We start from the raw sequence: 19613 nt of genomic DNA, 5'->3' as shown, positions 1-19613 counted from the left end.
TTACCTCATGGCTGGCTTGCCGGCCGCAATCAGCACGGCGCGGATATCGTTGACATTGGTAAGCGTTGGCCCGGTGCGCACGAGGTCTCCAAGGTGGTCGAAGAAGGTGTAGCTGTCATGGGCTGCCAGATAGGCCCGCGCGTCGAGGCGATTGGCGGCGGCGCGCCGCAGGGTATCTGGACTGATCAAAGCTCCAGCCGCATCTTCCGTTCCATCTATACCATCGCTGTCTCCCGCAATCGCCCAGATATCGGACGTACCGGACAAAGCGATGACAAGCCCCAGCAGGAATTCGGTGTTGCGGCCGCCGCGGCCCGCCGGCCCGCGTCCGATCGTCACCGTCGTCTCGCCGCCGGAGAGTAGTACGGCAGGGGCCGGGCCGGGTTGCCCATGCCCCGCGACCGAGCGGGCGATGCCCGCCATCACGGTTCCGAGTTCGCGCGCCTCGCCTTCGATCGCGTCGCCAAGGATTATCGGGGTCAGGCCTTCATCCCGCGCTACCTTTGCCGCAGCGTCAAGCGCGTGGATCGGCGCGGCAAGGATGCGGACATCGGCGTCGATCTCGCCGGGTTTCGGGGTCTCGTCGGCTCGCGCAAGCAAAAGCCGCGCCGCGTCCGGCAGGTCGATCGCAAACCGGCTCACGATCTCCTGCGCGTCGGCTCTTGTGCTGCTGTCCGGCAGCGAGGGACCTGAGCCGATCGCTGTGGGATCGTCGCCGGGAATATCCGAGATCACAAGCGTCGTGACGTGGGCGGGGCGGGCGGCGAGCGCCAGCCGTCCACCCTTGATCGCGGACAGATGTTTGCGGACGACGTTCATCTCGGCAATCGTCGCGCCGCTCGCAAGCAGGGCCCGGTTGACCGCCTGCTTGTCGGCGAGGGTCATCGGGGATGCGGGAAGGGTCATCAGCGCCGAGCCTCCGCCGGACATCAGGGCGATGACGAGATCATCCGCTGAAAGCCCCTGAACGGCGCTGAGCATGCGAAGGGCGGCCGTCTTGCTCGTGTCGTCGGGCACGGGGTGAGACGCCTCGAGCACTTCGATGCGGCCCGCGGGAACTGAATGGCCGTGGCGCGTGACCACGACACCCGAAAGGTCGACGTCAGGCCAGGCCGCGTCGAGGCCTGCGGCCATCGCGGCCGATGCCTTGCCGGCGCCGACGACAATGCATCTGCCCTTCGGCTTTGCCGGCAGGGCGCGCGCGATGGTCAGCCTCGGATCGCAGCTGGCGATGGCAGCATCGAAGATCTTCCGCAGCGCCGTCCGCGCCCGCAGGTCCGTCCAATCAGTGTTCAATCGCCGCGCTCCGGCCAGGTGCAGGCGCGATCGCGGCCTTTACCGTCGTCTCACTGCCGAGAATGAAGGCGCGCCGCATCGGCTTGATCACCAGCAAGGCGGTCAGGGCTGCGGTGGCATTGAGCGCAACCGCGACGATGAACACGGCCTGCCAGCCGAGCTGCGTGGAGATGATGCTCGCGAGCGGCACGAGCAGCGCCGCCGTGCCCTTCGCTGTGTAGAGCATGCCGTTGTTGGTGGTCGCGTATTTGGCGCCGAACGTGTCGCCCGAAGTCGCCGGAAACAGGCTGTAGATTTCGCCGAAGACGCCGAAATAGACCGCTGTGGCCAGCACGAAGACAACCGGAATGTGGCCGTAGGTGGAGAGTGTCAGCAACATCAGCGCCGCAGTCGCGAACGCAATGAACATCGTGTGCTCGCGGCCGATCGTGTCGGAGACCCAGCCGAAGAACGGACGGCCGAAACCGTCGAACACACGATCGAGCGAGATGGCAAAGGTCAGCGCCGCCATCTGGAAGCCCGCCAGGGTAACCGGCGTGTCCGCGATCTTGAAGTCGTGGGCGATCGGCCCGATTTGCGCGGCGGTCATCAACCCGCCGGAAGCCACCATGACGAACACCAGGTACATGACCCAAAAGATCGGCGTGCGCAGGACCTGCGGCGGCGTGTAGTCGATCGCGCTCTGCGGCAGATTGAGCTGCTTTTTCCTGGGGGCCTCGACGCCATGCGGCGGGCGGACGAACCAGGCCAGCAGGAGAACGATCAGGCCTTGCCCGATACCGAACGTCAGGAACGTGCTTTGGTAGCCGCTGGTGGCAATCATGTTGGCGATCGGCACGACGGTGAGGGCTGCGCCGGCGCCGAATCCCGCGGCGGTCGCGCCTGCGGCGAGGCCGCGCCGGTCCGGAAACCATTTCAGCGCGTTGCCCACGCATGTGCCGTAGACGGCACCGGCACCGATGCCCGCGACAATAGCCGCCGCATAGAGCATGACGAGCGAAGAGGCGTATGAGTTCAGCACCCAGGCCAATCCGATCATCAGCCCGCCGAACGTGATGACGATGCGCGGGCCGTATTTGTCGACGAACCAGGCTTCGACCGGCACGAGCCATGTCTCCGTCATCACGAAGATCGTGAAGGCGAGCTGGATGGCCGGACGACCCCAGTGATATTTCGCGTCAATCGGATCGACGAACAGCGTCCAACCGTATTGCAGGTTGGCGATCATCGCCATGCAGACGATGCCGATCGCGAGCTGGAACCAGCGGAAGCCGCCGGGCGACGATACCGGTTTCGTGCTGCAGATCATGTGCGCTCCCAAGAGAGGTTGGTCGGTTGGTCCGACTGCGTCGGGCTGTCGTCCTGACGCTGCCTACTGACGAAATTCGTTGGTCAACTCACCGATTCCGTCGATCGCGACGGTGACGGTATTGACCGGCTCCTTCATCACTCCGACGCCGATCGATGTCCCGCAGCAGATCAGGTCGCCCGGCAACAGCGTCATGTCGTGCGAGATCTTGCTGACCAGCGCCTGCGCGCTGAAGATCATGTCGGCGATCGGGTAGTTCTGGCGCTCCACGCCGTTGAGGATGGTGCGCACCACCAGGCGTGCGGGGTCGACGCCCGAGGCGATCACGGGACCGAAGGGGCCATATCCGTCAAAACCCTTGGCCCGCGCCCATTGCGGGAAGGTCGGGTCGCGATTGAGGATGTCGGCGGCGGTGACGTCGTTGGTGCAGGTATAGCCGAAGATGAAGCCGTCGGCCTGTTCGGGTGTGACGGCCGTGCAGCTCTTGCCGATGACGATGCCGAGTTCGCCTTCGTAGGTCGTCTTCCCATCGTAGCCGGGGGGGCGCGTGATGACGGCGCCAGGCGCGGTCACGCTGGTCTGCGCCTTCAACAAATACAGCGGTTCGGCCGGCTCAGGCGATTTCAGCTTCGCCGCCAGCGCGTGGAAATTATTCCAGAGCGCGACGATCTTGCTCGGCTCGGTGGGCGCGAGCAGCTCGACATCGTCAAGCGCCAGCATCTGTCCGGTCGGTCGTGTCTCGCCGAACATCTCGCCCGTGTGGACGGAGATGCCGGACGGGGTGAGTTGCCCGAAGCCGATTTCGGCATGGTGGCGGAAGCGGACCCAGCGCGTCACATTGGCCATCGTGATCACGCCACCGCAAGCGATTGGGCTTCGACGCCGGCCGCCCCGTCATAGAGGCCTGCCAGTCTGGTGCGCTGCGCGACCAGCGCCAGCACCGCATCGAGCGCGGGCGTCGCAATTCCCGTCATCCGGCCCATCTCCTGCACCACGGTGATCAGCGGATCGATCTCGACGGGACGTCCGCGCTCGAGATCCTGCAGCATCGAGGTCTTGTGCGCGCCGACCTTGCGTGCGCCCTCGATGCGGCGTTCGACATCGACCCGAAACTTGACGCCGAGGCTTTCCGCGATCGCCTGGGCCTCCAGCATGATCGCCCTGGACAGCGCGCGCGTGCCGGGATTGGTGCAGATGACGTCGAGGGTCGCGTGGGTGAGGGCGCTGATCGGGTTGAAGCAGACATTGCCCCACAGCTTGAGCCAGATCTCGTCGCGAATGCGGTCGAGAACCGGCGCCTTCATGCCCGCCGCCGTGAACAGGGCGGCAAGCCGCTCGACGTCAGGCGTGATCTCGCCGGAGGGTTCGCCGAGCGGAAAGCTGTTGCCGTAGACGTGGCGGATCACGCCGGGCGCCTCGATTTCGGTGGCGGGATAGACCACGCAGCCGATGGCGCGCGCGGGGTCGAGCTCGTTCCACTGCCGACCGCCGGGATCGATGCTCTCCAGCGCCGATCCTTCGTGCCGTCCGCCGTGCTTGTAGAAATACCAGTAGGGAATGCCGTTGACGGCGGTGACGATGCGGGTCCGCTCACCGAGCAGCGGCCGCATCGGTTCGATGACGCCGGTGATCGAATGCGCCTTGAGGCAGATGATGACGAAATCCTGCTCGCCGAGTTCGGCCGGGTTGTCGGTACAGCGCGGATGCACCACGCGCTCCTCGTCGCCGATCAGGAGCTTCAGGCCGTTCTGCCGCATCGCGGCGAGGTGCGCGCCCCGCGCCACCAGGCTGACATCGGCGCCAGCGCGCATAAATTCGACACCGAGATAGCCGCCGATGGCGCCGGCGCCGTAGATGCAGACCTTCATGAAATCCTCGCGAGCAGAGTGGGGGCACAGCATGAGCCGCAACGGCTCGAACCGGGTTGCGTGACAATGACCTTGGGAAAATCCGTCAGGCCGCGCAGGCGGCTTCCTCCAGGGCAAAGCCGATGTCCCGCATGCTCACGACGCCGACCAGCCGGCCGTTGTCGATGACGGGGATATGGCGGATGTCGTGACGGACCATCAGACGCTCGACATCGGCGAGCGCATCCTGCGAAGTGCAGGACACCAGCGGCCGCGGCGAAATGAACTGCGCGACTTTCGCGGCGAGGCCACCCGTGCCGCGCTCGGCGATCACGGCAACCACATCGCGCTCGCTGAACATCCCGACCACGGCGGCGTCGACGCTGCGCGAGCCGTTCCTGACCACCAGTGCGCCGACATTGCTCGCGTACATCAGGTTCGCGGCAATGCTTACGGTTTCGCTCGAGCCGATCGTCACCACGTGCGCACTGTTGGTGCGAAGGATGTCCCCGACATACATGGTATGGTCCTCCCGGTTGCATCATTGGATCGTTAAGAAACAATCGTGGTATACATTATCCCAGAAGTCAAACAAAAGAATCGGCGTGTTCTGCAAGAAAAATGGCAAAAATGCTTACCTATTCTTGCTTATTCTCGAATTCTGCAACCTTGACTCTGGGGTCTTTTGGTATGCCATATGCCAATTGTGACGCTCGTTGTCGGCGAGCAATTTCGTTCTGAACCGCAACCGGTTAGGGGCAGGTCGTGATGAAAAGAGAGCCGATCCGGCGCAAGCCGTCCGATCCCGATCTTCGCGCTCCGTCGGATCAGGACGCGCGAGACGGCGGCGTTCAATCTGTCGATCGCGCGATGCAAATCATCGAAGCGCTCGCAGAGGATGACGAAGGCTATCGGCTGACTGATCTTGCGATCCGCATCGGCTTGCCGCCGTCCACCGCTCACCGGCTGCTGACGACGCTGGAGAATCGCAGGTTCGTGCAGTTCGACCGCGAGGAGTCCAAGTGGCACATCGGCGCGCAAAGCTTCGTGGTCGGCTCGACCTTCATGCGCCGGCGCAATTTTTCCGCGCGGGCATTGCCCTATCTGCGCAAGCTGCGCGACCAGACCAGGGAAACGGCCAATCTTGCCGTCGTCGATGACGACTCCATCATCGTCGTATCCCGTATCGAGAGCCGGGAGATCATGCGCTCGCTGACCAAGGTCGGCGGACGTGTGGCGTTGATCGCGTCGGGCGTGGGGAAGGCGGTGCTGGCCGCGTATTCCGATGCGGACATCAACGCGATCATCCGCCGTCGCGGCATGCCGCGCCTCACGGAAAAGTCGATCATTCGGCCGGGCGAGCTGTTCAGGGAATTGGAGACCGTGCGACGCCAAGGCTATGCGGTGGACGATGAAGAGGCGCGGCTCGGCCTGCGCTGCGTGGCTGCGGTCGTCTTCAACGATTGCAGCGAGCCGTTCGCCGCGGTTTCCGTATCGGGGATGGCGGATCGGCTGACGGACGAGCGCTTACCGGAGATCGGAGCCATCGTGCACCAGATCGCAGCTGAGCTCTCGGCAGAGCTTCGCGGCAGCAGCCGCACGCAACCGTAGCAGGCGCAAGGCCTGCTGCTGTTCTCGGTTTTGCCGGTTTCCATTGTTTCGCAGGCGCTAATCTCTTGGAGAGATGCAAGAAATCGCAAGCGCTGCCACTGTGCGGAAAATCCAATCGATTGCGTTGAGATCGATGATCGCGGGCCTGATGATCATACTCAGGCCAACTCATAGCGAAGCGGGATCATCAGATGAAGATGCGAGCAATCGATGCAGCAGTGCGCATTCTCGAACGCGAGGGGATCACTTGTGCGTTCGGCGTTCCCGGCGCCGCGATCAACCCGCTTTACTCCGCGCTGAAGCGCAACGGCTCGATCCGGCACATTCTGGCGCGCCATGTCGAAGGCGCCTCGCATATGGCGGAAGGCTATACCAGGGCGAAGGCGGGCAATATCGGCGTTTGCATCGGCACCTCGGGCCCGGCCGGAACCGACATGATCACGGGCCTCTATTCGGCGATCGCGGATTCGATTCCGATCCTCTGCATCACCGGGCAGGCGCCGCGGGCGCGGCTCTACAAGGAAGATTTCCAGGCCGTCGACATCGAGGCGATCGCAAAGCCGGTGACGAAATGGGCCGTCACCGTGCGCGAGCCGGCGCTGGTGCCGCGCGTGTTCAGCCAGGCTTTCCATGTCATGCGGTCCGGGCGGCCGGGACCGGTGCTGATCGATCTTCCCCTTGATGTGCAACTGGCCGAGATCGAGTTCGACGACGAGACCTATTCGCCGCTGCCGGTCTACAAGCCTGTGGCGACACGCAAGCAGATCGAGAAGGCGCTCGAGATGCTCAACGCCGCAGAGCGGCCGCTGATCGTGGCCGGTGGCGGCGTGATCAACGCTGATGCATCCGAGCTGCTGGTGGCCTTCGCCGAAGCGGTCAACGTTCCGGTCGTCCCGACGCTGATGGCGTGGGGCGCCATTCCGGACGATCACGCGCTGATGGCCGGCATGGTCGGCTTGCAGACCAGCCATCGCTACGCCAACGCCACGATGCTCGAATCCGATTTCGTGCTCGGCATCGGAAACCGCTGGGCCAATCGGCATACCGGCTCGATCGAGACCTACACCAAGGGCCGCAAGTTCGTTCATGTCGACATCGAGCCGACCCAGATCGGACGGGTTTTCAATCCGGACCTCGGTATCGTGTCGGACGCCAAGGCCGCGCTGGAAATGTTCGTGACCGTCGCCCGGGAGTGGCGGAAGTCCGGCAAGCTGCGCGATCGGCAGGCCTGGCCTGCAGCCTGTCGCGACCGCAAGCGCTCGATGCTGCGCAAGAGCCATTTCGACAACATCCCGATCAAGCCGCAGCGCGTCTACGAGGAAATGAACAAGGCGTTCGGCCGCGACACCTGCTACGTGACCGTGATCGGATTGTCGCAGATCGCGGGTGCCCAGTTCCTCAACGTCTATCAGCCGCGCAATTGGATCAACGCCGGGCAGGCCGGTCCGCTTGGCTGGACGCTGCCCGCCGCGCTCGGCGTGCGCGCCGCCGATCCCGGCCGCGACATCGTCGCGCTGTCGGGTGACTACGACTTCCAGTTCCTGATCGAGGAGCTCGCCGTCGGGGCGCAGTTCAATCTGCCCTACATCCACGTCGTCGTGAACAATTCATATCTCGGGCTGATCCGGCAGGCGCAGCGCGGCTTCGACATGGACTATCACGTCCAGCTCTCGTTCGAGAACATCAACGCGCCCGAGATCGGCGTCTACGGTGTCGACCACGTGACCGTCGCGGAGGGGCTCGGCTGCAAGGCGATCCGTGTGACGGATCCGAACGAGGCACAGGCCGCGTTCGCGACCGCGCGCGAGCTGATGGCCAAGCACCGGGTGCCCGTGGTGGTGGAGTTCATTCTCGAGCGGGTCACCAACATCGCGATGGGAACGGAGATCGACAACATCGTCGAATTCGAGGAGGTGCTCGATCTCCCGCTCGATGACGTGCCGAGCGCACAACGATCCGGCACGCTGTTGCCGGCCTGACGACATCATCCAGCGCTGCCCCAAGCGGAGATAGACCCGTGCCTCAATTTGCCGCCAATCTTACCATGCTCTTCAACGAGCTGCCGTTCCTCGATCGGTTCGCCGCCGCCAAGGCCGCCGGCTTCAACGCCGTCGAGTATCTCTTTCCATACGACTTCGAAAAGGGCGCGTTGCGCGAGGAGTTGGCGCGCTGTGGGCTGACCCAGGTGCTGCACAATCTTCCGGCGGGCAATTGGGCCGCCGGCGAGCGGGGCATTGCGATCCTGCGCAACCGTGTCGATGAATTTCGCGACGGCGTGGTGCGCGCGATCGACTACGCGAAGGCGCTGGATTGCCGGCAGCTGAACTGCCTGGTCGGCATCGCTCCCGCCGGTGCGGACGCGGCAGACCTGCGCGAGACCCTGGTGTCCAATCTGCGCTTCGCCGCCGCTGCGCTCGGCCAGCACGGCATCAAGCTCCTGATCGAGCCGATCAACACAATCGATATTCCCGGCTTCTTCCTGAGCGGGACGGAACAGGCGGTGCAGCTCATTTCCGACGTGGGCTCATCCAACCTGTTCATCCAGTACGACATCTATCACATGCAGATCATGGAAGGCGATCTGGCGCGGACCCTGCAAAAGCATCTCGACCGGATCGCGCATGTCCAGCTCGCCGACAATCCTGGCCGGAACGAGCCGGGGACCGGCGAGATCAACTATCCCCATTTGTTCAAGCATCTCGACAGCATCGGATATCGCGGCTGGATCGGATGCGAGTACAAGCCGCGGACGACCACGCTCGAGAGCCTCGCCTGGCATGCCGCGGAGATTTTCGTGACCTAGAGCCGTTGCGTTCCGATCGAACCGGAACGGAGCTCTGGATTTTTGTTTTTGACGCGTTTTCCTCACGCGAAGCGGTATCCGCTTCGCTGGAAGACATTCCAATCCGCCTGACAGGAGCGACGACAAATGAAAGACATCGGATTTATCGGGCTCGGCACCATGGGACGTCCGATGGCGAGCCACCTCCTGGCTGCCGGCTATCGCCTGTTCCTGCACGACGTCGCGCCGCTTCCGCCCGACCTTATTGCAGCCGGCGCCGTCGCTTGCGAGTCCGCGAGGCAAGTGGCGCAGGAAGCCGACGCCGTGATCATCATGGTGCCGGATACGCCGCATGTCGAAGCCGTGCTGTTCGGTCGCGGCGGCGTCGCGGAGGGGGTGTCCAAGGGCATGATCGTGGTCGATATGAGCTCGATCTCGCCGCTGGCGACGAAGGAGTTTGCACGTAAGATCGATGCGCTCGGAGCCGACTATCTCGACGCGCCGGTTTCCGGCGGCGAGGTCGGCGCAAAGGCGGCAAGCCTGACCATCATGGTCGGCGGGCGGGAGCGGGCGTTCAACGCGATGAAGCCCCTGTTCGACGCGATGGGGAAGAATGTCACGCATGTCGGCGGCAATGGCGATGGCCAGACCACCAAGGTTGCGAACCAGATCATCGTGGCGCTGACCATCGAGGCGGTGAGCGAGGCGCTGCTGTTCGCGTCCAAGGCGGGTGCCGATCCTGCGCTGGTGCGCAAGGCGCTGATGGGCGGCTTTGCCTCGTCCCGGATCCTTGAAGTGCACGGCGAGCGCATGCTGAAGCGCAATTTCGATCCGGGATTTCGCATCGAGCTGCATCAAAAGGATCTCAACCTCGCGCTGGAAGGCGCACGGGCACTCGGGTTGTCGCTGCCGGGCACAGCAGCCGCCCAGCAATTGTTCAACGCCTGTACTGCGCTCGGCGGCAAGGCCTGGGACCATTCCGCTATTCTGCGAGCGCTGGAGGTGATGGCTAGCCACGAGGTGGCGGCTGCCTGAGCTTCGTGCAATGATCGCGGTGCCGAACTGCAATGGCCAGTCCTGGTGAAGAGCTCGACGGTTCGGCACCCGTATATTAAAGACCGATCTCTGGCTCCTTGACACGGTAAGTAAAAATATTATTACATGCCGTGCTTGGGAGATACGGCTGATGTTGCAGACAAAACGAAGCTATGGCGGCATGGTGACCGCGCCGCACCACCTGGCGGCGCAGGCGGGACTCGCCGTCCTGTCAGAAGGTGGCAATGCCATTGAGGCGATGATCGCCGCGGCCGCGACGATTGCCGTGGCCTATCCGCATATGAACGGCCTCGGCGGCGACAGCTTCTGGCTGGTCGGCCGCGCCGGTTCGAAGCCGGTCGGGATTCAGGCTTGCGGACGCGCCGCGATGGCAGCGGATCGCAGCTGGTATCGCGAGCGTGGCTGCAGCAGCATTCCCGGTCGCGGCCCGCTCGCCGCGCTCACCGTCGCCGGTACCGTCGACGGTTGGCAGAAGGCCTATGAATTCAGCCGCGATCGTCATGACGGGCGGCTGCCGATGGCGCGGCTGCTCGAACCGGCAATCCGGCATGCCGAGGAGGGCGTGGCCGTCACCAGCACGCTGCATGAGAACATCCGAAAGAAGCGGCCTGAGCTCGAAAACGTGCCCGGCTATGCCGAGGTCTATCTGCCGCAAGGCGCCCCGCTCGCGTTCGGTGCGCGGCTGCGGCAGCCGCGTGTCGCCGCGACGCTGCGGCGTCTGGCCAAGGCCGGGCTGTCTGATTTCTATCGCGGCGAACTGGCACGCTCGATGGCGGCCGACCTCGAGCGGGCAGGGAGCCCGCTGCGATTGGCTGATCTCGAGCGGCATCAGGCATCGCTGGTGACGCCGCTCTCGGTCGAGGTGTCCGGCCACAAGGTCTTCAACATGCCTCCGCCGACGCAGGGGCTGGCCTCGCTCCTGATCCTGGCGCTTTATGCCCGGCGCATCGCCGGTGAAGCCGATGGCGTCGATCATCTGCATAGGCTCGTCGAATGCACGAAGGCTGCGTTCCGTATTCGCAACGGCCACGTGACCGATCCCGACTACATGAAGCGGCCGGCCGCCGAATTCCTGTCTGAACAGTCGCTGGCCGCGCTTCACGAAACAATATCCGATCGCCGCGCCGCGCCGTGGCCCGATCCGTCCAAGCAGGGCGATACGGTATGGCTCGCTGCGACCGATCGCAACGGGCTCAGCGTCAGCTTCATTCAAAGCGTCTATTGGGAGTTTGGTTCGGGCGTCATCCTGCCCGAGAGCGGCGTCACCTGGCAAAATCGCGGAACGAGCTTCAGCCTCGGCGAGACCGATACCAATCGGCTGGATCCGGGACGCCTGCCGTTCCACACCATCCAGCCGGCGATGGCCGAACTCGGCGATGGGCGGCTGATATCCTTTGGCACGATGGGTGGAGAGGGGCAGCCGCAGACCCAGGCCGCGATCTTCTCCCGTTACGCCATGCACGGCCAGGAGCTGCAGTCCGCGATTACGGCGCCGCGCTGGCTGCTTGGTCGCACCTGGGGCGAGGAAAACAACAATCTGAAGATCGAATCCCGCTTCGATCCCGCAATCATCGATCGGCTCCGCGCGCTCGGCCACGACATTCAGGTGACCGGCCCGTTCGAGGAGATCATGGGACACGCCGGCGCCATCGTCTGGCATCCGGACGGCCTGATGGAAGGGGCCAGCGATCCGCGCAGCGACGGCGTCGTTGCGACCCGCTGAGGGGCATTCCCGGCGCATGATCCGCACGACACGGTGTCGTGCGGCTGACCTCTTAGCGTGACGGCTTGCCGAGGCGCGCCGTCGCCTTCGATGCTGCAGCCTTGTCCTTGCGTGCCCCGGCAGGGGCCGTCAGCCAGGTCAGGATCATGTCCTGCGCATGCTCGCGCCGCAGCTCGAGCCAGTCCGAAGCGCCGAGATCCTTGTCGAACATCGCCGACAATGTGTACCGGTTGGAAACGTGGAAATAGCTCATCGCGGTGATTGAGACATAGAGCTGGATGGGATCGACATCACCGCGAAACAGGCCCGCCGCCACGCCGCGCCGCAGAATGCTTTCGATGCTTGCGACCAGGGGCAAAGTGAGATCGGCAATCTTGCGCGACTTGCGCATATTGCGCCCGCGCTGAAGGTTCTCGGTGTTGATCAGCGCGATGTAGTTCTGGTGCTGTCCGAAGAAGGTGAATGTGAAATCGATCAACCCGCTCATTGCGGCGATCGGCTCGAGATCATCCAGGTTCAGCCGCTGTTCGGCCGCGCGAATTTCGGTGTAGACGTCCTCGAGGACGGCTATGTAGAGCCCGTTCTTGTCGCCGAAATAGGCGTAGAGCAGGCGCATATTGGCCTTGGCGCGCTGCGCGATGGCCTCGACGCGTGCGCCGCCGAGGCCATTGTGGCAGAACTCGAACGTTGCCGCGCGCAGGATCGCTTCCTTGGTGAGCGCGGAATCGCGAGGCCGCTTTCCGCGTGTGGTACTGCGGGTGGGGCTGGTCGGTGCTGTCGTTTCTGTCACGGCGTCAACCTTGCCTGGGCTCGGGTGGTCACGCAGGGCAGGTCCGCATCAGGCCACATCGGGCAGCGGACCGGTTCCCGGCGCAAGCAGCTGGGATTGAGATCGGCATTGCGACTGTTCGTCAAGTGCGATTCCTCCATGTTCACTGCTTCCGGGCGTCGGGTGCCACCATCACGCCACTCTGCGCGACGAGTCGGCCGGCCTTGTAGACATCGCGTGGCTTGGGACGAGCAACCACGGCTTCCTGGACATGCCGGGCGTCGAGCACGACGAAATCCGCCGTCCCGCCGACAGTCAGGCCGTAATCCTTGAGGCCAAGCGCGCGCGCTGCGTTGGTCGTCACCATGTCAAAGGCCACGGCCAACTGATCGTCCGTGTTGAAGCCGGAGCGATAGCCGACCATCATTGCGCGTTCCAGCAGGTCGCCGTCGCCGTAGGGCCACCAGGAATCGCGGATGTTGTCATTACCTGAGAACACGGTGACGCCGGCATCGCGAAGCAGCAACACGGGCGGAAATGCGTGCGCGCCGGGGGCATTGGTGAAAATGGCGACGCCGGCTTCGGCAAGCCGCTGCGCGGTACGCTGAGCCACGTCAACAGCCACTTCGCCGAGCGCGTAGGCATGGCTGATCGTGACCTTGCCGCCAAGGCCCGACGCTTTGGTGCGTCGCGCGATCTCCTCGATCTCCGAGATGCCCTGCAGGCCGCCGTCATGCAGGTGAATATCGATGCCGACGCCATGCCGCTCGGCGATCCCGAAGACGACGTCAAGATGCCCGGCAACGTCGCCATCATGGCCTGCGGGATCGAGTCCGCCGATCAGATCGGCGCCGGCGCGAACGGCCTCCTCAAGCAATGTGGCCGTTCCGGGCGATGTCACGATGCCGCTCTGGGGAAACGCGACGATCTGGATCGAAAGCTTCTCCCGATGCGCCTCCCGTGCAGCGGCGATCGGTTCGAAATGCCGCAGACCGACCTCGGCGTCGACATCCACATGGCTGCGCATGTGAGTCGTGCCCTGCGAGACGCAAAGATCGATCAGGGCCGCGGCCCGAACCGGGATCGGCTTGGCAGCGGCGAGGGCTTCCTTCTCGAATTTGACGCGCTCGCGCACATTGAAGCCCGCGGTACAGGGCCGGTGCGGCTTCCAGTCGTCGCCGATGAAGCATTTGTCGAGGTGGATGTGACCTTCGACCATGCCGGGCAGCACCAGCCGCCGGCCAAGATCGCGCCTTTCGCCGACTGCGCCGTAGCTTTGCGGGGACGACGCGATCGCCACGATCTTGCCGCCGCGGACGGCGATTTCGACCAGCTGGCCGTCGGTGAGCCGCGCGTTCTGAAAGAGTGTGTCGATGGCTGTCACTTCAAGTCTCCAGTTTCTTATGTCGGCACGATGCCGTCGGGCAGGGCGCGCGAAAATGCCGCGATCTCGCCGGCGGTGGTGATCCAGATGTCGTCGCGCCGTGCGACGATCGCCTGCAGGGCGCGTCGCAGCGGCCGCAGCCGGTGGGGCTGGCCGACCAGATATGGATGCAGCGCGATCCCCATCACCAGCGACTGCTTGGCGGATTGCGCGAGCATCTCCTCGAATGTGTCCGTGATCATGGTCGCAAACTGTTCGCCGCTGTCCTTGCGCCCGACGATCGAGGGGATGTCGTTCAGTTCCTGTGGATAGGGGACGGATAGGATCCGCCCGCCATCCCTTGTCGAGAACCACACCGGCTGATCGTCCATGCACCAGTCGAGCAGGTATTGGTAGCCCGCTTCGGCGAGAAGATCCGGCGTCACGGCGGATTGCGAGATCCATGGACCGAGCCAGCCGAGCGGCCGTCGTCCCTCGGCCCGCGCGATGACATCCGTTGCTTCCGCAATCAGTTGCTGCTCGTCGGCAGGTGAGAGCACGCCCTGCCGTTCGGAATTGGTCCGTCCATGGCCGACGACCTCGTCGCCGCGCGCACGAAATGCGTCCATGACTTCCGGGCAGTAGTGATAGATGCTGCTGTTCGCAAGCACGGAGACCGGCTGTTTCAGCTCGTCGAACAGGTCGATGAGCCGCCAGACGCCGACCCGGTTGCCATAGTCGCGCCAGGCGTAGTTGAGGACGTCCGGATGTGGACCGCCCGAGCAGAGTTCGGCGCCGAGTCCGTCGCCGAAAGCGAAATGCTCGAGGTTGAGCGCGACGTAAACCGCGAGGCGCTTTCCGTTGGGCCACACGAAGTCGGGCCGGCGCGTGATCGCACTGTAGCGGTAGCGGTCGTGAGAGCGGAGACCGCGTGCCGGATCCGGCGTTTGCGCGGATGTTGCACCGCCGAGAACGCCACGCGAGGTGGCCCGCTCCGGTTCCGCTCCAGTCTCCCGTTGCATTGCAATCTCCATCCGGCGCGCGATCAGCCGCTTGACATTCGTCAATTTGTGAAGAAAGTTTTTACTTCCGTCAAGGCCGCGGAGACAGCGGCAGCGGACCAGAGGCGGCTTGGGAGCCGTCGGAGCGGGAGGAATTGCAGAAATGAGCTACGCTTGTACCCCCATCACCGGGTTGTGCCGCCGCGTTGTCTTGCAGGGCGCGCTCGCCATTCTCATCGGCTCTGTGCCGCTCGCGGAGCGGGCACGGGCCGCCGAGCCGATCAAGATCGGCCTGGTCACCGCGCTGTCGGGGCAGTCGGCGCGCGCCGGCGAAGCGTTGACCCGCGGCGCCACGATCGCGATCGAGGAGATCAACGCCAAAGGGGGCGTGCTCGGCCGTCCGCTGGAGCTGGTGCGCCGTGACGATGAAAGCAATCCCGCGAAGGGACTGACCGCCGCGCGCGAACTGATCCAGCGCGAGAAGGTCGCGGTGCTGCTCGGCGGTCTCGATACGCCGGTCCAGCTTGCGATCGTGCCGTTCGTCAACAACGTCAAGATGCCGTTCGTCGTGCCATGGGCGGCCGGAACCAACATCACGCAGAACGGCGCCGCGTCCAACTACGTATTCCGCGTCTCTGCGATGGACGACGAGGTCGACAAGGCGATCGTCGCGTTCGCCGGCAAGACCTTCGCAGCCAAGAAGCCGGGCCTCATCCTCGTCAACAATCCCTGGGGCGAATCGAACGAGCACGGCCTGCGCGCGGCGCTGAAGGCGGCCGGGATCGAACCGGCGGGTGTCGAGAAGTTCGAGGGGAACGACGTCGACGTGGTCGCGCAATTGTCCCGGCTCAAGCAGGCCGGCGCCGACTCCCTGTTCCTGGTCGGCAATGTCGGTCCATCCTCGCAGGTCGTGAAATCGCTCGACCGGATGGGCTGGGCGCCGCCGATCGTGTCGCATTGGGGACCGGCCGGCGGCCGCTTCACCGAGCTCGCCGGGCCGAGCGCCGAGAGCGTCGTCTTCGTGCAGACCTACAGCTTCTTCGGCAACCTCTCGCCGGTCGGCAAGCGCGTGCTCGCCGAGCTGCAGGCGAAGTATCCGGACATCAAGGGTCCGGCGGACGTGACGCCCGCGGTCGGCTTCGCCAACGCCTATGACAGCGTCCTGGTGATCGCCGGCGCGATCCAGAAGGCCGGCAGCACGGATCCGACCGCCATTCGTGACGGCTTCTACGGAATCGACCGGCTGGAAGGCCTGATCAAGACCTATGAGAAGCCGTTCGCCCAGGACAAGCACGATGCGCTGACGGCGCAGGACTACATCTGGGCCCACTTCGAAGACAATCACATCCTGCCGTTCAAGAACTGACGGCAGCGGTCGTCCAGCAAGCAGATCGGGGTGATCATCGATGTCGTTTCTTTCGGCGATAATAACCGGAATGGCGCTGGGGAGCATGTACGGTCTGCTCGCGCTGGGCTTTCACGTCACGTACGCCGTATCAGGCACGGTCAACTTCTCGCAGGGCAGCTCGATGACCCTGGGAGCCGTTGCCGGATACTTCTTCCTCATCGTGTGGGGCTGGCCGGCCGCGATCGGCATCCCCGCGGTGTTGCTGGTCTGCGCGGTCTACGGCGTTCTGATCGAGCGCTTCGCGGTGCGTCCGTTCGTGCTGCGCGGGTCGGAGAACTGGCTGATGGCGACCGTTGCGGTCGGCATCATCGTCGACAATGTGATGCTGTTCGTGTTCGGCAAGGAGCCGCGCAGCTTCCCGTCGATGCTCGCGGCCAAGCCGATCCAGATCGTGGAGGGGGCAGGGGTCTATCCGCTGCAGCTCCTGATTCCCGTGGTCGGCCTCCTGCTTGCGCTGGCGCTGCATCTGATCACCCGCCGCACGCGGCATGGCGTCGCGATGCTTGCGGTGGTGCAGAATCCAAATGCCGCGCGGCTGATGGGCATCAATGTCAGCGGCGCCATTGCCGCAAGCTACGCGGTGTCGGCGATGCTTGCGGGCGTCGCCGCGCTGCTGATCGCGCCGCTGTTCAACGTCTCGTCTGAGATGGGCACGCTGTTCGGCATCAAGGCGTTCGCCGCCGCGATCATCGGCGGCCTTGCCAGCGCCTGGGGCGTCATGCTGGCCGGATTGTGCCTCGGCCTGATCGAGGTGTTCGCAACCAACTATCTCGGATCGGTCTACACCCAGATCATCACGTTCGCTTCCGTCATCGTCATCCTCGTCGTCATGCCGCACGGGCTGCTCGGCCGAGCTGGAGTTAAGAAGGTATGACCTCGCGCGCCTCCCTTCTCGTCGCGGTCGCGGCGTTCGCGATTGCCATCGGCTACGCCGCGGTCGCGGACAGCTATTCGGTGTTCCTGATCGCGACGATTTCGCTGACGGCGATCGGCTGCATCGGCCTCAACGTCCTGCTCGGCCTCGCGGGGCAGATCTCGCTCGGCCATATCGGCTTCATGGCGATCGGTGCGTACACCACCGTGCTGCTGATGGAGAAGGCCGGCTGGCCCTACCTCGCCGCGACGGCAGGGGCCATCGTGCTGGTCAGCATCGTCGGCGGGCTGCTCGCGATGCCGGCGCTGCGGGTGCGCGGGCCGTATCTCGCGATGGTGACGATTGCCTTTGGCTTTATCGTCGAGCACGTCACGATCGAGTGGCGCGATCTCACCGGCGGCGGCAACGGCCTGATGCTGAGTGCGCCGCCGAGCGTGTTCGGCTATACGCTGTCCGAGCGTTCGCTGGCCATCGCCGGCGTCGTGCTGGTGTTTGCCGGCCTCATCCTGTTCGAGCGCCTGAAGCGAGGCGGCTGGGGCTATGCCATGCGTGCCGCTCGCGATACCGAGGTCGCGACGCGCTCGCTCGGCATCGATCTGGTGCAGGTCCGCGCCGTGGCCTTCGTGATCTCGGCGGCCGCGATGGCGCTGGCCGGCGCGCTGTTCGCACCGTTGCAGGGCTATATCAGCCCGAGCTCGTTTCCGTTCCTGCAATCGGTGCTGCTGTTGTTCGCGGTGATGGTCGGCGGCGCCGGCTCGGTGCTCGGTCCGGTGATCGGCGCAGCGCTCGTGGTGCTGCTGCCGGAAGCGCTGTCGGATCTCGCGGAGTATCGCCTGCTGGCCTTCGGCGTGCTGCTGTTCGTCGTGCTGCGCGCCGCGCCCTCCGGCATCGTCGGGCTCGTGGAGCAACTTGCCGCAAGATTCCTGCCGGCGCGCAAGCCGGTGGCAGAGCCCGCGATCGCTGCGGCGGAAACCGATGCTGCGATCCTCGAGACGCACAACGCGGCGGGACTCGACGTGACGGATCTCTCGATCTCGTTCGGCGGCGTGCGCGCCGTCCAGAGCGTCTCGTTCAAGGCGGCGCCCGGGGCCGTCACCAGCATCATCGGTCCCAACGGCGCGGGCAAGACCAGCGCGCTCAATCTGCTCTGCGGCTTCTACCGGCCGCAGGCGGGGACGGTGAAGCTCGGCGATCGCGATGTCACGGGCATGACGTCGCATTTGCTGGCGCGGGTCGGCGTGGCGCGCACGTTCCAGACCACGCAGCTGTTCGGCTCGCTCACCATCCTGGAGAACATCCTGCTGGCCGAGCGGGTCGGCCGTCTCGGCGGCGTCGTCTCCGCGCTGCGCAACTCGGAGACCGAGGGTTTTGCCCGGTTCCTGCTGCGCTTTGCCGGTGTCGATGGCGATGTCGATCGTCTCGCGGACTCGCTGTCCCATGGTGAGAAACGGCTGGTCGAGATCGCGCGCGCGCTCGCGTTGCGGCCCCACATCCTGCTGCTCGACGAGCCCGCGGCGGGCCTCTCGAAGGGCGACAAGCAGCGCCTGACCGCGCTGTTGCGCCGGATCGCCGATCTCGGGATCGCCGTCATCATCGTCGAGCACGACATGCCGATGATCATGTCGCTGAGCGATCTCATCGTCGTGCTCGACGGCGGCAAGCGCATCGCGATCGGCGATGCGGCGGCGATCCGCAACGATCCGCTGGTCCGCAAGGCCTATCTCGGCGACGCCACGCCCGGTGAGAAGAGCCGCGCGCCGCGGCCGGCGCGGCAGGGCACTGCACTCGAGGTCAAGACGCTCGATTCGTTCTACGGGTTGTCGCGCGCCTTGAACGGGATCGATCTGGTGGTCGCTCCCGGCGAGGCGGTCGCCGTGCTCGGCGCCAACGGCGCCGGCAAGACCACCCTGATGCGGTCGATCGCCGGTCTCGAGCCACCACGCTCGACGGGCGAAGTGCGGCTCGCCGAGACGCGCATCGACCGGATGCCCGCGCATGTTCGTGCCCGCAATGGCGTCGTGCTGGTGCCGGAAGGGCGGCAGGTGTTTCCGGAGCTGACGGTGAAGCAGAACCTCCAGCTCGGCGCCTATGCCCGCAAGGGAATAGACCTCGACGCCGAGATCGAGGCGATGTTCGTGCGCTTCCCGCGGCTGAAGGAGCGCATCGATCAGCGCGCCGGCCTGCTGTCCGGAGGCGAGCAGCAGATGCTCGCGGTGGCACGCGGGCTTCTGACCGGGCCGAAGATCTACATGCTGGATGAGCCGTCGCTCGGTTTGGCGCCGCTGGTGGTCGATGAACTGTTCGCGTCCTTCGAGCGGCTGCGCGGCGAGGGCATGACCATCATCGTGGTCGATCAGATGGCAGGCCACGCGCTCGCGCTGGCCGACCGGGCCTATCTTTTGGAAACGGGTGCGATCCTGAAGAGCGGCGCCGCCGACATCATCGCCGAGGATCCGCTGCTCGAGGCGGCCTATCTGGGTGGTGAGGCCCAAGCCGGCGCGCCGCAACGTTTCGCGGCCCAGGCACACTGAGGGAGACGAGGGCAGATGTTGGTCGGAGGCCGCGAAACTGATG

At 64.9% G+C, this 19613-nt stretch carries 16 protein-coding genes; 8 read left to right on the top strand and 8 right to left on the bottom strand.

From position 1 onward, the window contains the following. The 5 genes from ACE103_RS25300 to ACE103_RS25280 form a co-directional block, all read right to left on the bottom strand. Positions 1-1296 carry a glycerate kinase gene (locus tag ACE103_RS25300; RefSeq protein WP_375775304.1) on the bottom strand — a complete coding sequence of 432 codons (1296 nt, stop codon included), beginning with the start codon at positions 1294-1296 and terminating at the stop codon, positions 1-3. Then, complete coding sequence (gene oxlT / locus ACE103_RS25295) at positions 1286-2605, bottom strand: oxalate/formate MFS antiporter (RefSeq protein WP_375775303.1); 1320 nt, start codon at positions 2603-2605, stop codon at positions 1286-1288. The genes ACE103_RS25300 and oxlT overlap by 11 nt, the downstream gene beginning before the upstream one ends. A 63-nt stretch (positions 2606-2668) precedes the next feature. Further along, complete coding sequence (locus tag ACE103_RS25290) at positions 2669-3451, bottom strand: fumarylacetoacetate hydrolase family protein (RefSeq protein ID WP_375775302.1); 783 nt, start codon at positions 3449-3451, stop codon at positions 2669-2671. Between the two features lie 5 nt (positions 3452-3456). Next, on the bottom strand, positions 3457-4473 hold the full coding sequence (locus tag ACE103_RS25285; protein WP_375775301.1) for a 2-dehydropantoate 2-reductase: 1017 nt from the start codon (positions 4471-4473) through the stop codon (positions 3457-3459). Between the two features lie 85 nt (positions 4474-4558). Then, on the bottom strand, positions 4559-4972 hold the full coding sequence (locus ACE103_RS25280) for a CBS domain-containing protein (RefSeq protein ID WP_375775300.1): 414 nt from the start codon (positions 4970-4972) through the stop codon (positions 4559-4561). 248 nt (positions 4973-5220) lie between these two features. Between ACE103_RS25280 and ACE103_RS25275 the strand changes: the two genes are divergently transcribed. The 5 genes from ACE103_RS25275 to ACE103_RS25255 all read left to right on the top strand — a co-directional run bounded on the left by ACE103_RS25275 (position 5221) and on the right by ACE103_RS25255 (position 11624). Continuing rightward, on the top strand, positions 5221-6063 hold the full coding sequence (locus ACE103_RS25275) for an IclR family transcriptional regulator (protein WP_375775299.1): 843 nt from the start codon (positions 5221-5223) through the stop codon (positions 6061-6063). 191 nt (positions 6064-6254) lie between these two features. Next, the gene (gene gcl, locus ACE103_RS25270; protein WP_375775298.1) at positions 6255-8042 is read left to right on the top strand and encodes a glyoxylate carboligase; all 1788 of its coding nucleotides are present in this window, start codon (positions 6255-6257) and stop codon (positions 8040-8042) included. 38 nt (positions 8043-8080) lie between these two features. Next, positions 8081-8866 (top strand): hydroxypyruvate isomerase, encoded by a 786-nt coding sequence (hyi, locus tag ACE103_RS25265; protein ID WP_375775297.1) that lies wholly within the window; start codon positions 8081-8083, stop codon positions 8864-8866. Positions 8867-8992: 126 nt separating this feature from the next. Then, positions 8993-9880: a 2-hydroxy-3-oxopropionate reductase gene (locus ACE103_RS25260; RefSeq protein ID WP_375775296.1), complete on the top strand. Its 888-nt coding sequence runs from the start codon at positions 8993-8995 to the stop codon at positions 9878-9880. A gap of 151 nt (positions 9881-10031) precedes the next feature. Continuing rightward, positions 10032-11624 carry a gamma-glutamyltransferase family protein gene (locus tag ACE103_RS25255; protein ID WP_375775295.1) on the top strand — a complete coding sequence of 531 codons (1593 nt, stop codon included), beginning with the start codon at positions 10032-10034 and terminating at the stop codon, positions 11622-11624. 52 nt (positions 11625-11676) lie between these two features. On the opposite strand, the gene ACE103_RS25250 is transcribed toward ACE103_RS25255, so the two are convergent. The 3 genes from ACE103_RS25250 to ACE103_RS25240 form a co-directional block, all read right to left on the bottom strand. Beyond that, positions 11677-12414 carry a TetR/AcrR family transcriptional regulator gene (locus tag ACE103_RS25250; RefSeq protein ID WP_375775294.1) on the bottom strand — a complete coding sequence of 246 codons (738 nt, stop codon included), beginning with the start codon at positions 12412-12414 and terminating at the stop codon, positions 11677-11679. A 142-nt stretch (positions 12415-12556) separates the two neighbouring features. Next, positions 12557-13777, bottom strand: coding sequence for an amidohydrolase family protein (locus tag ACE103_RS25245; RefSeq protein WP_375775293.1), 1221 nt, complete (start codon positions 13775-13777; stop codon positions 12557-12559). A gap of 17 nt (positions 13778-13794) precedes the next feature. Beyond that, positions 13795-14778, bottom strand: a complete 984-nt coding sequence (locus ACE103_RS25240) for a polysaccharide deacetylase family protein (RefSeq protein WP_375775292.1) — start codon at positions 14776-14778, stop codon at positions 13795-13797. A gap of 142 nt (positions 14779-14920) precedes the next feature. Here ACE103_RS25240 and ACE103_RS25235 point away from each other — a divergent pair, with 142 nt between their 5' ends. The 3 genes from ACE103_RS25235 to ACE103_RS25225 are packed head-to-tail and all read left to right on the top strand — an operon-like array spanning position 14921 to position 19570. Continuing rightward, the gene (locus tag ACE103_RS25235) at positions 14921-16123 is read left to right on the top strand and encodes an ABC transporter substrate-binding protein (protein WP_375775291.1); all 1203 of its coding nucleotides are present in this window, start codon (positions 14921-14923) and stop codon (positions 16121-16123) included. Positions 16124-16163: 40 nt separating this feature from the next. Further along, positions 16164-17039, top strand: coding sequence for a branched-chain amino acid ABC transporter permease (locus tag ACE103_RS25230; protein WP_375775290.1), 876 nt, complete (start codon positions 16164-16166; stop codon positions 17037-17039). Next, complete coding sequence (locus ACE103_RS25225) at positions 17036-19570, top strand: ATP-binding cassette domain-containing protein (protein ID WP_375775289.1); 2535 nt, start codon at positions 17036-17038, stop codon at positions 19568-19570. The genes ACE103_RS25230 and ACE103_RS25225 overlap by 4 nt, the downstream gene beginning before the upstream one ends. Positions 19571-19613 lie beyond the last annotated feature (43 nt).

It is taken from the genome of Bradyrhizobium sp. ma5, from assembly GCF_042258955.1.
Taxonomy (GTDB): Bacteria; Pseudomonadota; Alphaproteobacteria; order Rhizobiales; family Xanthobacteraceae; genus Bradyrhizobium.
This window is presented reverse-complemented; position numbering and strand designations above follow the sequence as displayed.

Excerpts from the sequence above, each read along its gene's own strand:
- ACE103_RS25285 (WP_375775301.1), bottom strand. The coding sequence starts at position 4,473 with ATGAAGGTCTGCATCTACGGCGCCGGCGCCATCGGCGGCTATCTCGGT.
- ACE103_RS25255 (WP_375775295.1), top strand. The coding sequence starts at position 10,032 with ATGTTGCAGACAAAACGAAGCTATGGCGGCATGGTGACCGCGCCGCAC.
- ACE103_RS25280 (WP_375775300.1), bottom strand. The coding sequence starts at position 4,972 with ATGTATGTCGGGGACATCCTTCGCACCAACAGTGCGCACGTGGTGACG.
- gcl (WP_375775298.1), top strand. The coding sequence starts at position 6,255 with ATGAAGATGCGAGCAATCGATGCAGCAGTGCGCATTCTCGAACGCGAG.
- oxlT (WP_375775303.1), bottom strand. The coding sequence starts at position 2,605 with ATGATCTGCAGCACGAAACCGGTATCGTCGCCCGGCGGCTTCCGCTGG.
- ACE103_RS25225 (WP_375775289.1), top strand. The coding sequence starts at position 17,036 with ATGACCTCGCGCGCCTCCCTTCTCGTCGCGGTCGCGGCGTTCGCGATT.
- ACE103_RS25260 (WP_375775296.1), top strand. The coding sequence starts at position 8,993 with ATGAAAGACATCGGATTTATCGGGCTCGGCACCATGGGACGTCCGATG.
- ACE103_RS25290 (WP_375775302.1), bottom strand. The coding sequence starts at position 3,451 with ATGGCCAATGTGACGCGCTGGGTCCGCTTCCGCCACCATGCCGAAATC.
- ACE103_RS25235 (WP_375775291.1), top strand. The coding sequence starts at position 14,921 with ATGAGCTACGCTTGTACCCCCATCACCGGGTTGTGCCGCCGCGTTGTC.
- ACE103_RS25230 (WP_375775290.1), top strand. The coding sequence starts at position 16,164 with ATGTCGTTTCTTTCGGCGATAATAACCGGAATGGCGCTGGGGAGCATG.
- ACE103_RS25240 (WP_375775292.1), bottom strand. The coding sequence starts at position 14,778 with ATGCAACGGGAGACTGGAGCGGAACCGGAGCGGGCCACCTCGCGTGGC.
- ACE103_RS25275 (WP_375775299.1), top strand. The coding sequence starts at position 5,221 with ATGAAAAGAGAGCCGATCCGGCGCAAGCCGTCCGATCCCGATCTTCGC.